Origin of the sequence: Citrobacter sp. wls615 (genome assembly GCF_005281355.1) — a bacterium.
Classification (GTDB): Bacteria; Pseudomonadota; Gammaproteobacteria; order Enterobacterales; family Enterobacteriaceae; genus Citrobacter; species Citrobacter werkmanii.
In genome coordinates, this window is record NZ_SZXM01000008.1 from 15,960 (window position 1) to 29,405 (window position 13,446).

At 54.3% G+C, this 13,446-nt stretch carries 11 protein-coding genes; 8 read left to right on the forward strand and 3 right to left on the reverse strand.

Translation table 11 applies throughout. The features are described 5' to 3' along the window. The first annotated feature begins 46 nt into the window (after window positions 1-46). The 6 genes from acnB to FDX04_RS03540 all read left to right on the forward strand — a co-directional run bounded on the left by acnB (window position 47) and on the right by FDX04_RS03540 (window position 7,334). On the forward strand, window positions 47-2,644 hold the full coding sequence (acnB, locus tag FDX04_RS03515) for a bifunctional aconitate hydratase 2/2-methylisocitrate dehydratase (protein WP_137370438.1): 2,598 nt from the start codon (window positions 47-49) through the stop codon (window positions 2,642-2,644). 174 nt (window positions 2,645-2,818) lie between these two features. After that, window positions 2,819-3,181 carry a protein YacL gene (gene yacL / locus FDX04_RS03520; protein WP_038637284.1) on the forward strand — a complete coding sequence of 121 codons (363 nt, stop codon included), beginning with the start codon at window positions 2,819-2,821 and terminating at the stop codon, window positions 3,179-3,181. A gap of 181 nt (window positions 3,182-3,362) precedes the next feature. Next, entirely contained in the window at window positions 3,363-4,316 is a 954-nt protein-coding gene (locus tag FDX04_RS03525; protein ID WP_137360265.1) for a 2-keto-3-deoxygluconate permease 1, read from the forward strand. Further along, window positions 4,313-5,584, forward strand: coding sequence for a D-threonate kinase (locus FDX04_RS03530; RefSeq protein WP_137360266.1), 1,272 nt, complete (start codon window positions 4,313-4,315; stop codon window positions 5,582-5,584). The genes FDX04_RS03525 and FDX04_RS03530 overlap by 4 nt, the downstream gene beginning before the upstream one ends. Further along, window positions 5,574-6,557 carry a D-threonate 4-phosphate dehydrogenase gene (locus FDX04_RS03535; protein ID WP_137360267.1) on the forward strand — a complete coding sequence of 328 codons (984 nt, stop codon included), beginning with the start codon at window positions 5,574-5,576 and terminating at the stop codon, window positions 6,555-6,557. The genes FDX04_RS03530 and FDX04_RS03535 overlap by 11 nt, the downstream gene beginning before the upstream one ends. Before the next feature lie 9 nt (window positions 6,558-6,566). Next, complete coding sequence (locus FDX04_RS03540; protein ID WP_137360268.1) at window positions 6,567-7,334, forward strand: DeoR/GlpR family DNA-binding transcription regulator; 768 nt, start codon at window positions 6,567-6,569, stop codon at window positions 7,332-7,334. A 10-nt stretch (window positions 7,335-7,344) separates the two neighbouring features. Here FDX04_RS03540 and FDX04_RS03545 read toward each other — a convergent pair whose 3' ends face one another. Next, window positions 7,345-7,692 carry a YacC family pilotin-like protein gene (locus tag FDX04_RS03545; RefSeq protein WP_003018667.1) on the reverse strand — a complete coding sequence of 116 codons (348 nt, stop codon included), beginning with the start codon at window positions 7,690-7,692 and terminating at the stop codon, window positions 7,345-7,347. Between the two features lie 153 nt (window positions 7,693-7,845). Between FDX04_RS03545 and cueO the strand changes: the two genes are divergently transcribed. After that, window positions 7,846-9,456 (forward strand): multicopper oxidase CueO, encoded by a 1,611-nt coding sequence (cueO, locus tag FDX04_RS03550; RefSeq protein WP_137370439.1) that lies wholly within the window; start codon window positions 7,846-7,848, stop codon window positions 9,454-9,456. 83 nt (window positions 9,457-9,539) lie between these two features. Here cueO and FDX04_RS03555 read toward each other — a convergent pair whose 3' ends face one another. Then, window positions 9,540-11,930: a glucose/quinate/shikimate family membrane-bound PQQ-dependent dehydrogenase gene (locus FDX04_RS03555; protein ID WP_137365165.1), complete on the reverse strand. Its 2,391-nt coding sequence runs from the start codon at window positions 11,928-11,930 to the stop codon at window positions 9,540-9,542. Between the two features lie 203 nt (window positions 11,931-12,133). Here FDX04_RS03555 and hpt point away from each other — a divergent pair, with 203 nt between their 5' ends. Further along, window positions 12,134-12,670 (forward strand): hypoxanthine phosphoribosyltransferase, encoded by a 537-nt coding sequence (hpt, locus tag FDX04_RS03560; RefSeq protein ID WP_042312274.1) that lies wholly within the window; start codon window positions 12,134-12,136, stop codon window positions 12,668-12,670. 93 nt (window positions 12,671-12,763) lie between these two features. Here the strand turns inward: hpt and can are convergent, their stop codons facing one another. Next, complete coding sequence (can, locus tag FDX04_RS03565) at window positions 12,764-13,426, reverse strand: carbonate dehydratase (RefSeq protein WP_038637306.1); 663 nt, start codon at window positions 13,424-13,426, stop codon at window positions 12,764-12,766. Between the last annotated feature and the right edge of the window lie 20 nt (window positions 13,427-13,446).

Sequence of the window (13,446 nt, forward strand, 5' to 3'; positions counted from 1 at the left end):
CAACAAAAGCGCCGCATTATGACAATGAGAGCGAGGAGATATCGTCGTGCTAGAAGAATACCGTAAGCACGTAGCTGAGCGTGCTGCCCAGGGGATTGTGCCAAAACCTTTAGACGCAACCCAAATGGCCGCACTTGTCGAGCTGCTGAAGACCCCGCCTGTGGGCGAAGAAGAATTCCTGTTAGACCTGTTGATCAACCGCGTTCCTCCTGGCGTAGATGAAGCCGCATATGTTAAAGCCGGTTTTCTCGCTGCTGTCGCGAAAGGCGACACCACCTCCCCACTGGTCACGCCAGAAAAAGCCATTGAATTGCTGGGCACCATGCAGGGTGGTTACAACATTCATCCGCTGATCGATGCGCTGGACGACGCAAAACTGGCGCCGATTGCCGCCAAAGCGCTCTCTTCAACGCTGCTGATGTTCGATAACTTCTACGATGTAGAAGAAAAAGCCAAAGCGGGCAACGAATATGCGAAGCAGGTAATGCAGTCCTGGGCTGATGCCGAATGGTTCCTCAACCGTCCAGCGCTTGCTGAAAAAATTACCGTTACCGTCTTTAAAGTGACGGGTGAAACCAACACCGATGACCTCTCTCCGGCCCCGGATGCCTGGTCCCGCCCGGATATTCCTTTGCACGCGCTGGCGATGCTGAAAAACGCCCGTGAAGGCATTGACCCGGATCAGCCGGGCGTCGTTGGCCCGATCAAACAAATCGAAGCATTACAGAAAAAAGGCTACCCGCTGGCCTACGTGGGCGACGTGGTGGGCACCGGTTCCTCCCGTAAATCCGCGACCAACTCCGTGCTGTGGTTTATGGGCGATGACATCCCGAACGTGCCGAACAAGCGCGGCGGCGGTCTGTGCCTCGGCGGCAAAATTGCGCCTATCTTCTTCAACACCATGGAGGATGCGGGCGCGCTGCCGATTGAAGTCGACGTGTCGAACATGAACATGGGCGACGTGATTGACGTTTACCCTTACAGCGGTGAAGTGCGCAACCACGAAACCGGTGAACTGCTGGCAACCTTCGAACTGAAAACCGACGTGCTGATCGACGAAGTGCGCGCCGGTGGCCGTATTCCGCTGATTATCGGCCGTGGCCTGACCACCAAAGCGCGCGAAGCGCTGGGTCTGCCGCACTCAGACGTTTTCCGTCAGGCGAAAGACGTGGCAGAAAGCAGCCGTGGCTTCTCTCTGGCACAGAAAATGGTTGGCCGTGCCTGCGGCGTGAAAGGCATCCGACCGGGCGCGTACTGCGAACCGAAGATGACCTCCGTAGGTTCCCAGGACACCACCGGCCCGATGACCCGTGACGAACTGAAAGACCTGGCGTGTCTGGGCTTCTCGTCTGACCTGGTGATGCAGTCCTTCTGTCACACTGCGGCGTATCCGAAGCCGGTTGACGTGAACACGCACCATACGCTGCCAGACTTCATTATGAACCGTGGCGGTGTCTCTCTGCGTCCGGGCGACGGCGTTATCCACTCCTGGCTGAACCGCATGCTGCTGCCGGATACCGTGGGTACCGGCGGTGACTCCCATACCCGTTTCCCGATTGGTATCTCTTTCCCGGCGGGCTCTGGTCTGGTGGCGTTTGCTGCCGCGACCGGCGTGATGCCGCTGGATATGCCGGAATCTGTGCTGGTGCGCTTCAAAGGCAAAATGCAGCCAGGCATCACCCTGCGCGATCTGGTACACGCCATCCCGCTGTACGCTATCAAACAGGGCCTGCTGACCGTTGAGAAGAAAGGGAAGAAAAACATCTTCTCTGGCCGCATCCTGGAAATCGAAGGTCTGCCGGATCTGAAAGTGGAGCAGGCGTTTGAGCTGACCGATGCCTCCGCCGAGCGTTCTGCTGCCGGTTGTACCATCAAGCTGAACAAAGAGCCGATCGTTGAATACCTGACCTCCAACATCGTCCTGCTGAAGTGGATGATCGCCGAAGGCTACGGCGACCGTCGTACGCTGGAACGTCGTATCCAGGGCATGGAAAAATGGCTGGCGGATCCGCAGCTGCTGGAAGCCGATGCCGACGCGGAATACGCGGCGGTGATCGACATCGATCTGGCGGATATCAAAGAGCCAATCCTGTGTGCGCCGAACGATCCGGACGACGCGCGTTTGCTGTCCGACGTGCAGGGCGAGAAGATCGACGAAGTGTTCATCGGTTCCTGCATGACCAACATCGGCCACTTCCGCGCCGCTGGTAAGCTGCTGGATGCGCACAAAGGCCAACTGCCGACGCGCCTGTGGGTGGCTCCGCCGACCCGTATGGACGCGGCGCAGCTGACCGAAGAAGGCTACTACAGCGTGTTTGGTAAGAGCGGCGCGCGTATTGAGATCCCTGGCTGTTCCCTGTGTATGGGTAACCAGGCGCGTGTGGCTGACGGCGCAACGGTGGTATCGACCTCTACCCGTAACTTCCCGAACCGTTTAGGTACCGGGGCAAACGTCTATCTGGCTTCTGCTGAGCTGGCGGCGGTTGCGGCGCTGATTGGCAAACTGCCTACAGCGGAAGAGTATCAGACCTATGTGGCGCAGGTGGATAAGACGGCGGTGGATACCTACCGTTATCTGAACTTCGACCAGCTTTCTCAGTACACCGAGAAAGCGGACGGCGTGATTTTCCAGACCGCAGTCTAATGCGCTAACGCGTTTTGTGTAAAAACGCATCAATGCCCGGAGGAGTCTGCTTCTCCGGGCATTTTTATTTCTATTCCTTATACCCGCTACGCTTTTTTTCTGCCGCGCTGCTGCGATAATTACAGCAAGGCGCAATGCGGTATTGGCGCATTGCCGGGAGCAGAGGAAGACATTATGGATTACGAATTTCTGCGCGATATTACCGGAGTGGTAAAAGTGCGTATGTCCATGGGCCACGAGGTGGTGGGGCACTGGTTTAATGAAGAAGTGAAAGAGAACCTGGCCTTACTTGATGAAGTGGAACAGGCGGCGCGTGCGGTTAAGGGCAGTGAGCGCTCCTGGCAGCGAGCAGGGCATGAATACACGCTCTGGCTGGATGGCGAAGAGGTGATGATTCGCGCCAATCAGCTTGAGTTTTCAGGCGATGAAATGGAAGAGGGGATGAGCTACTACGACGAAGAGAGCTTTTCGCTCTGCGGCGTAGAGGATTTTCTGCAAGTGGTCGCGGCGTACCGTGAATTTGTCCATCAATCCTGAGAAATTTCAGATATCAATCAAGCCGGGTGAGACGAACCCGGCTTTTTTTTTCACAAAAATGATTATTTGATTTTTATTGATCATTATTAAACTGTGATCTGCCGCGTTTGCGCTTTTATTTTGATTGAATATAATCGTTATGATTTTATTTAATCACAACATAACAACAGGCGGGAAGACCATGAACATCAAGAAGGCAATAGAACGTGTACCCGGCGGCATGATGGTTGTGCCGTTGGTTATCGGTGCCATTATCAACACTTTTGCCCCGCAGGCGTTGCAGATTGGTGGATTCACCACTGCTTTATTTAAAAATGGCGCAGCCCCCCTAATCGGCGCGTTCCTGCTCTGCATGGGCGCAGGGATTAGCGTAAAGGCGGCGCCACAAGCTTTGTTACAAGGCGGTACGATTACGCTGACAAAATTACTTGTCGCCATCGCGATTGGTCTCGGGGTTGAACATCTGTTTGGCGCGGAAGGTATCTTTGGCTTAAGCGGTGTCGCCATTATTGCAGCAATGAGTAACTCTAATGGCGGGCTTTATGCGGCGCTGGTGGGGGAGTTTGGCAACGAACGTGATGTCGGTGCGATCTCTATCTTGTCGCTGAATGATGGGCCTTTCTTTACCATGATCGCGTTGGGTGCAGCGGGTATGGCAAATATTCCTGTCATGGCGCTGGTGGCGGTTTTAGTACCGCTGGTGGTAGGTATGATCCTCGGTAACCTCGATGCCAATATGCGTGACTTCCTGACCAAAGGCGGTCCGTTGCTCATTCCTTTCTTTGCCTTTGCACTTGGGGCTGGTATTAACCTGGAAATGCTGCTGCAGGGCGGTGTGGCAGGCATTCTGTTGGGTGTGCTGACCACCTTTGTTGGCGGCTTCTTTAACATCCGCGCCGATCGTCTCGTCGGAGGGAGTGGTATTGCTGGCGCTGCTGCATCCAGTACTGCGGGGAACGCGGTCGCGACGCCATTGGCGATAGCACAAGCCGATCCATCGCTGGCAGAGGTTGCTGCTGCGGCTGCGCCGTTGATCGCAGCGTCGGTAATTACGACTGCTATTCTGACGCCCATTCTTACGTCGTGGGTGGCGAAAAAACAGGCGCGCCAGGCAGTTCAGGAGAACAAAGCATGAAAATGATCGTTATCGCCGATGATTTTACGGGGTCTAACGATACCGGCGTACAGTTGGCGAAAAAAGGCGCACGTACGGAGGTCATGCTCACACCTGCGCAGAAACCCTCTCGTCGCGCCGATGTGCTGGTCATTAACACCGAAAGTCGGGCGATGCCTGCAATGCAGGCCGCTGCAGCTGTACAACAGGCGTTAGCGCCATGGTGTGAAGGAGAAGTAATACCGCTGGTATACAAAAAAATCGACTCTACTTTCCGTGGCAACGTGGGAGCCGAAGTCACCGCAGCCATGCGTGCTGCTGGTCGGACGCTGGCCGTGATTGCGGCAGCGATCCCTGCTGCCGGGCGTACCACACAGGATGGATTATGTCTGGTACATGGCGTGCCGCTGTTAGAGACGGAATTTGCCAGCGATCCAAAAACGCCCATTCACTCTTCTCGCATTGCTGAACTGATCGCGTTGCAAAGCGATATCCCGGTACATGAGGTGTCGCTATCGGATGTGCGTCGGGGAAGCTTAAGTGCGCTGCTTCGCGCTTTTGCGACAGAAGGCGAATGCATGGTGGTGGTGGATGCTGTGGAAGAGCGAGATCTGTCGCTGATCGCGCACGCTGTCTGCGAACAAAAACAGATGCCGTTATTGGTCGGGGCGGCAGGGCTTGCTAATGCATTGCCTGCCGGAACGTTTATGCAAGAAAAGCAGGAATTACCAGTGTTGGTGGTGGCAGGCTCGATGAGCGAAGCAACGCGACGTCAGGTGGAAAAAGCGTTGTGCCAGGGCCGGGCTGCGGTGGTTGATATCGATGCTGCGCGATTGTCTGCATCGTCATTTGAGCAGGAAATGGCCTCTGTTATTGAACAGGCTTGCGCGCAGTTGAGCCAGCAACAGCACACGATCTTGCGTACCAGTCGGTGTGCAGAAGACCGGAATATGATCGACTCGCTGTGCACCAACCTGGAAATGAGCCGGCAACAGTTGGGAGAACTGCTGAGTCGACGTCTTGGAGAGATAACATTGCGGATTATTGAGCAGGCGCGTATCGGTGGTTTGTTCCTGACCGGAGGCGATATTGCTACGGCGGTCGCCAGTGCGCTGGGGGCGGAAGGGTATCGCATTCAAAGTGAGGTTGCCCCCTGTATTCCGTGTGGAACATTTGTGAACAGCGAGATTGACGACCTGCCAGTGATTACCAAAGCGGGTGGATTCGGTTCCGACACGACCCTTTGTGATGCGCTTTATTTTATTGAGGAGATGTACCGTGGTAACTAAAACTATTGCGATTACGATGGGAGATCCGGCGGGGGTTGGCCCGGAAATTATTGTTAAAGCACTGCGTGAAGATGACCTTAATGGCGCCCCGCTGGTGGTGGTAGGGTGCCTGCAAACTCTGCAGCGATTACAGGCCCAGGGGCTGGCTGAAGGGGTGACATTCCGCGCTATCGAAAAGGTTGCTGATGCCCGATTTAAACCGGGTACGATTCATGTGATTGATGAACCGTTGGCGCAACCCGACGAACTGGTGCCGGGAACAGTGCAGGCGCAGGCAGGCGATCTGGCCTATCGCTGTGTAAAACGAGCGACGGAACTGGCGATGAAAGGTGATGTGCATGCCATTGCGACCGCACCGTTGAATAAAGAAGCATTACATCTTGGCGGACACAATTATCCCGGACATACGGAACTGCTGGCAACGTTGACGGAAAGTCGTGATTACGCAATGGTGCTCTACACCGACAAGCTGAAAGTCATCCATGTATCCACGCATATTGCTTTGCGCAAATTTCTCGATACGCTCAACGGACAACGTGTTGAAACGGTAATTGGCATTGCCGATACCTTCCTGAAGCGCGTCGGTTTTGCGCATCCGCGTATTGCCGTCGCGGGAGTGAACCCACATGCCGGTGAGAATGGCCTGTTTGGTGATGAGGAAATCCGCATTGTCGGGCCTGCGATTGAGAATATGAAAGCGAAGGGGATGAGTGTATACGGACCGTGCCCGCCGGATACTGTGTTTTTGCAGGCTTATGAAGGCCAGTACGACATGGTGGTGGCGATGTATCACGATCAGGGCCATATCCCGCTTAAGTTGCTCGGTTTTTATGATGGGGTAAATATCACAGCAGGTTTGCCGTTTATTCGTACCTCTGCCGATCACGGTACGGCATTTGATATCGCCTGGACGGGAAAAGCAAAATCTGAGAGCATGGCCGTATCGATCAAACTGGCAATGCAACTGGCGTAATTTACTGTTATGAAAGGCCAACACCGTCTGGATAAGATTGTGGCGTATTTGAAAAATCATACGCTGGTGACCGTGGAGCAACTGGTAGAGGCGGTTGACGCCTCTCCAGCAACAATCAGACGCGACCTTATCAAGCTGGATGAACAGGGCGTGATCAGCCGTAGCCACGGCGGTGTTGCCCTGCGACGTTTTGAAGCGGCGCAGCCGACCACCAATGAAAAGCAACTGCGATCGCCCGCTGAGAAACGGGCGATCGCGCGTTTTGCCGCCTCAATGGTGCATGCGGGCGATGCTGTGGTGCTTGATGCCGGTACCACAATGCTGGAACTGGCAAAATGTCTGACCCATTTGCCGCTGCGCGTCATTACTGTTGATCTGCATATTGCTCTGTTTTTGTCAGAATTCCGTCAGATAGAAGTGACTATTGTTGGTGGACGCATTGATGACAGCAGTCAGTCTTGCATTGGTGAGTTTGGACGGAAAATGTTGCGTAGCGTCTATCCCGATATCGCCTTTATGAGCTGTAACACCTGGAGCATGGAAAAGGGTGTGACCACGCCAACGGAAGACAAGGCGGGACTGAAGCAAGAAATTATTGCCAATGCGCAACGGAAGGTATTACTGGCGGATAGCAGCAAGTATGGCGCGCATTCGTTATTTAACGTCGCGCCGCTTAGCCGCTTTACTGATATCGTTACCGATGTGAATTTGCCGCAAGGCGCGCAGGCTGAATTAAAAGCGCAATCCGTGGCCCTGACGCTGGTACAGCCAGAGTAACGGCGGTGGATTATTTAACGTAAGCCAGCAGGCTCAGGGAGTCACGCGCCAGCGCTTTGCATTTTTTTGCCGTTGGGATGCCGATACCGCTGAGATCGCGATAGCTGTCCTCACCCAGTGCCTTCATGTTGAAGGTGTCGTAATTGCTCAGGTCCCACTGGTTTTGCTGGGCAAAAAAGACCAGTGCGCGACGGATCTGCCCATTTGGCAAATTCTGGTATCCACAGTCATTTTTCAGAAAAACAAAAACTGCCGTTAAATCGGCCATATCTTCGGCTTCGGACTCGCTCAGCGCGTAGCTATTTGCGCATACGGCCATCAGGCTGCCGAACAAAACTGTTCTGAAAAACGTCTTCATTGCTTCTACCACTGCATCACGGAATTTAAACGTTAGCACACTGCGAGCGAAGCGACGACCTTTATTATTAGCCGTTTACTTGACCTTCCCGTAAGGGGAAGGCTTATGCTTAAAAGATAGCCTGCTTAAGCTGCTGAATATAAGGAAGTGATTATGCAACGTCGTGACTTTTTAAAGTACTCCGTGGCGCTGGGCGTCGCGTCAGCATTACCTCTGTGGAGCCGTAGCGTTATTGCCGCCGACCGTCCGGCATTACCCATTCCAGACCTGTTAACCGCCGATGCATCTAATCGCATTCAGTTGATTGCACAAGCCGGGCAGTCGAACTTTGCAGGTAAAACCGCCACGACGTGGGGATATAACGGCAATTTGCTCGGGCCGGCGCTAAAGCTAAACAAAGGGCAATCGGTGACGGTGGATATCCACAACCAGCTTGCCGAAGAGACGACGTTGCACTGGCACGGGCTGGAAATTCCTGGTGAAGTTGATGGTGGGCCGCAAGGTATTATCCCGGCAGGCGGGAAACGTTCCGTCACTTTCACACCGGATCAACGGGCAGCAACCTGTTGGTTCCATCCACATCAGCATGGTAAAACCGGTCGCCAGGTGGCGATGGGGCTGGCCGGACTGGTGCTGATTGAAGATGAAGAGATCCACAAACTGCTGCTGCCGAAGCAGTGGGGCATTGATGATGTGCCGGTGATTATTCAGGACAAGCAGTTTTCCACCGATGGACAGATTAACTATCAACTGGACATGATGACCGCTGCCGTCGGCTGGTTTGGCGATACGCTGCTGACCAACGGCGCGATTTATCCTCAACATGCCGCACCGCGCGGTTGGCTGCGTTTACGTCTGCTGAACGGGTGTAACGCGCGTTCGCTGAATATTGCCGCCAGCGACAATCGTCCTCTGTACGTTATTGCCAGCGATGGTGGACTGTTGGCGGAACCGGTCAAAGTAACGGAACTTCCTATGCTGATGGGCGAGCGCTTTGAAGTGCTGGTGGATGTGAGCGACGGTAAGGCGTTTGATCTGGTCACTCTGCCTGTCAGCCAGATGGGGATGGCGGTTGCGCCATTTGATAAGCCGCACCCGGTGATGCGCGTTCAGCCGCTGCTGATTACCGCTTCCGCAACGCTGCCTGATTCGCTGACATCCATGCCGTCCTTGCCGTCACTGGATGGCCTGACGGTGCGCAAACTACAGCTGTCTATGGATCCGATGCTCGACATGATGGGCATGCAAATGCTGATGAAGAAATACGGCGGTCAGGCGATGGCGGGTATGGATCATGGGAAGATGATGGACCATATGAATAATGACAATATGGGCCACGGGAAGATGAATCATGGCAATATGAACCATGGCAACATGGGGAGTATGCAGCATGGCAACATGAAGCAGGCGGGATCATTTGATTTCCATAATGCCAACCGGATTAACGGTCTGGCGTTTGATATGAATAAACCCATGTTCGCCGCGGCGAAAGGTCAGCATGAGCGCTGGGTGATTTCCGGTCAGGGCGACATGATGCTGCATCCGTTCCATATTCACGGCACCCAGTTCCGCATTTTGTCTGAGAATGGCAAAGCGCCTGCCGCGCACCGCGCGGGATGGAAGGATACGGTGCGGGTAGAAGGCGGCGTCAGCGAGGTGCTGGTGAAGTTTGACCACGACGCGCCGAAAGAGCATGCCTATATGGCGCACTGTCATCTGTTAGAGCATGAAGATACCGGCATGATGCTCGGATTCACGGTATAAAAAAGCCGGGGGCGGCTTCGCCTTGCCCGGCCGACATGTCGCATCCGTAGGCCCGGTAAGCTTAGCGCCACCGGGCTTTTCAGTTATTTAGCGTCGTCCGGCAATGCATACGCCACGATATAATCGCCCATCTTCGTGCCAAACGACCCGTGACCTCCGGCGGAGATCACCACATACTGCTTGCCATTCACTTCATAGGTCATCGGTGTCGCCTGTCCACCTGCCGGTAGACGGCCCTGCCACAGTTTTTCACCGTTACTCATATTGTAGGCGCGCAGATAGTTGTCGGCGGTTGCGGCAATGAACAGCACGTTACCGGCTGTGGAGATAGGCCCTCCCAGCATTGGCATTCCCATATTGAACGGTACCTGAACCGGCATTGGGAACGGCATGCTGTCCTGCGGGGTGCCAATACGTTTTTTCCACACCACTTCATTGGTCTTCAGATCCACGGCGGAGATGTAGCCCCAGGCTGGCTGCTTACACGGCAGGCCAAATGGCGACAGGAACGGATTCAGCGTGACGCCGAACGGCACGCCGTACTGTGGCTGAATTCCTGATTCTGTGCCGGTGCCTTTGGCATCTTTCGGCGGCTCCATCGGATTACCTGGGCCGCGTGGGATCAGCTTCGATACAAACGGCAGCGCCATCGGGTTGGCTATCGCCACCTGACGGTTGGGATCAACGGAGATTCCGCCCCATTCGAACATCCCCAGGTTGCCAGGGAATACCAGCGTGCCCTGCTCTGAAGGTGGGGTGAAGATGCCCTCATAACGCAGTTGGTGGAACATTACGCGACACACCAACTGGTCGAACATGGTGGCGCCCCACATGTCCGCGCCGCTCAAATCTTTCTGCGGACGGAAGGTAAGGTCGGAGAACGGCTGGGTTTTGCTGACGTAATCACCTTTGGCTGCACCCTGCGGCACCGGTTTTTCCGGGGCAGGTACCACCAGTTCACCATTACGGCGGTCGAGCACGAAGATGTTACCGGTTTTCGCCGGGGCGTAAATGACCGGGACTTTCTGGCCTTTAACGGTGATATCCGCCAGCGTTGGCTGCGCCGGTAAGTCCATATCCCATAGATCGTGATGAACGGTTTGATAGCTCCAGGCCAGCTTCCCGGTAGTGGCATTTAACGCCAGGATGGCGCTGGCATAACGTTCCTGTTCCGGCGTGCGGTTACCGCCCCAGATGTCCGGTGTGGTGACGCCCATGGGCAGATACACCAGATCCAGCTTCGCGTCATAGGCCGCAGGGGCCCAGGAGTTTGGTGAGTTAAAGGTGAACGTATGTTCATCTGACGGGATGAAATTGGGATCTTTGGCACCTGGGTCGAATGCCCACAGCAGCTTACCGGTATTCACATCGAAGCCACGGATAACGCCGGAAGTTTCGCGGGTGGAGAAGTTATCGGTCACCGACCCGGCAATCACGATGGTTTTATCAGTGATGATGGGCGGTGACGTCGGCTCATACAGACCAGGCGTGGTATCCGGCATGTTGGTTTGTAAGTTGAGGATGCCTTGATTGGCGAAGGTTGCGCACAGCTTGCCGGTTTCCGCGTTCAGGGCAAACAGACGGCCATCGTTCACCGGCAGGATGATGCGGCGCGGACAGTCAGCCACCACTTCCGGGCTGGCGTTATCGGCACGTGCTTCATGATAAGAAACGCCGCGACAGGTTACGTGCTGGAAAGAGGTGTTGGTATTGAGTTGGGGATCGAAATGCCACTTCTCTTTGCCACTCGCCGCATCGAGCGCAAACAGACGCTGGTGGGCGGTACACAGATAGAGCGTATCACCAACTTTGATCGGCGTGACTTCATTGGTGATTTCACCCGGATCGTTTGGCTGTTTTAAATCACCGGTGCGAAATACCCAGGCTTCTTTCAATTGATGTACGTTGTCGGCGTTAATTTGTTTTAACGGTGAGTAGCGTTGACCTTCCTGATTGCGCCCGTAAGCGGGCCAGTCCTCGTCGGCCACCGGTGAAATTGCTTCGGCCGGGGTGGTATCCGCGCTCAGCGTGCCGTGTACTTCCTGCGGATCGTTGAAACCCGCCCAGGTCAGGATCGCGCCGCTAATCAGTAGTGCGACGACCAGCGCCGTTACCGCGCCGCTGGAAGGGACGATCAGGTGACGCCAGACGAACGGCAGAATCAGCCAGATACCGAAGAAGACCAGGATGTCGCTACGCGGTGTTAATGCCCAGAAATCAAAGCCGACTTCCCATACGCCCCAAATCATGGTAGCGAGAAGCAGGACGGCATACAGCCAAAGCGCGGAGCGTTGACTACGCCATAGCAGGAAGGCTACGCCGAGCATGGCCAGGCCCGCTATCGGGTAATACCAGGAGCCACCGATGGCGACCAGCCAGCCTCCGCCAATCAGGAGATAGAGTCCACAAAGTGCGGCGAACAGAGCACTCAGTGTCACGATAAGTCGTTGGGAGCGTACGTTGTTATTTGCCATAAAAAATACCATCACAGGTGTTATTTCTTTAATAGCAGTTAATTATAGGAGTTAAAACGCGTGACGATTGTCACATTATGAACTTTATCAACAGATGCCGCGGATGAATGCTTTTGCTGGTATACTGCGTGCCTTGCGCTTAGATGCTCGCTTATTAAAAGTAAGCATTGAGTGATTTGTTTTTAAATCATATGGTTAGAGATATGAAACATACTGTTGAAGTCATGATCCCGGAAGCGGAGATCAAAGCGCGTATTGCTGAACTGGGACGTCAGATTAACGAACGTTATAAGGACAGCGGCAGCGATATGGTGCTGGTTGGTCTGTTACGCGGCTCATTTATGTTTATGGCGGACCTGTGCCGTGAAGTGCATGTCTCCCACGAAGTCGATTTCATGACTGCATCCAGTTATGGCAGCGGAATGTCTACCACGCGTGATGTTAAAATCCTGAAAGACCTGGATGAAGACATTCGTGGCAAGGACGTGCTGATTGTTGAAGACATTATCGACTCCGGCAACACGCTGTCTAAAGTGCGTGAGATTCTGAGCCTGCGCGAGCCGAAATCCCTGGCTATTTGTACGCTGCTGGATAAACCTTCCCGTCGTGAAGTGGATGTCCCGGTTGAGTTTATCGGATTCTCTATTCCAGATGAGTTTGTGGTCGGCTACGGCATTGACTATGCTCAGCGTTATCGCCATCTGCCGTACGTTGGCAAAGTGGTGCTGCTGGACGAGTAATTGGCTGGAGTGCCTGATGGCGCTTCACTTATCAGGCCTACGGCGCAGGTTTGTAGGCCGGGTAAGGCATAGCCGCCTCCCGGCAATGTCTCATTATTTATGGTTGCAGTGTTTCTGGCTGAGGTTAGATAAGCCCTGGCGATAGCGCTGCTCCAGCGTTTCGCGGCTGGTGGCGGTGACGTCGAGATCGCGCAGCAGGCCATCATGAATACCGTAGGCCCAGCCGTGAATGGTGACTTTCTGACCGCGCTTCCAGGCGGATCGCATAATCGTTGAATGACCCAGGTTATAGACCTGCTCCATGACATTCAGTTCGCACAGGGTGTCCATGCGGCGTTCCTGCGGCATTTCGCCCAGCAGTGAGCTGTGTTTAAACCAGATATCGCGAATATGCAGTAACCAGTTATCAATCAGCCCCTGTTCTTTATTTTCAATCGCTGCCTGGACGCCGCCGCATCCGTAGTGGCCGCAAATAATAATATGTTCCACTTCCAGCACATCCACCGCATACTGAACCACTGAGAGGCAGTTCAGGTCGGTGTGAATAACCAGATTGGCAACATTACGGTGGACGAATAATTCGCCCGGTTCCAGACCGGTCAATCGTTCAGCGGGAACGCGGCTATCGGAACATCCAATCCATAGAAAACGTGGATTCTGCGCATGTGTCAGCGTTTCAAAAAATCCGGGATCCTCTTCTACCAGCATCTTTGACCATAGTGCATTGTTGCTGATGAGTGTATCTATGTCTTTCATGGAGTTGTACGACCCGAAAC

Coding starts and splice junctions, on each gene's coding strand:
- yacL (WP_038637284.1), top strand. CDS start 2,819: ATGGATTACGAATTTCTGCGCGATATTACCGGAGTGGTAAAAGTGCGT.
- FDX04_RS03525 (WP_137360265.1), top strand. CDS start 3,363: ATGAACATCAAGAAGGCAATAGAACGTGTACCCGGCGGCATGATGGTT.
- FDX04_RS03530 (WP_137360266.1), top strand. CDS start 4,313: ATGAAAATGATCGTTATCGCCGATGATTTTACGGGGTCTAACGATACC.
- FDX04_RS03540 (WP_137360268.1), top strand. CDS start 6,567: ATGAAAGGCCAACACCGTCTGGATAAGATTGTGGCGTATTTGAAAAAT.
- FDX04_RS03545 (WP_003018667.1), bottom strand. CDS start 7,692: ATGAAGACGTTTTTCAGAACAGTTTTGTTCGGCAGCCTGATGGCCGTA.
- cueO (WP_137370439.1), top strand. CDS start 7,846: ATGCAACGTCGTGACTTTTTAAAGTACTCCGTGGCGCTGGGCGTCGCG.
- FDX04_RS03555 (WP_137365165.1), bottom strand. CDS start 11,930: ATGGCAAATAACAACGTACGCTCCCAACGACTTATCGTGACACTGAGT.
- hpt (WP_042312274.1), top strand. CDS start 12,134: ATGAAACATACTGTTGAAGTCATGATCCCGGAAGCGGAGATCAAAGCG.
- can (WP_038637306.1), bottom strand. CDS start 13,426: ATGAAAGACATAGATACACTCATCAGCAACAATGCACTATGGTCAAAG.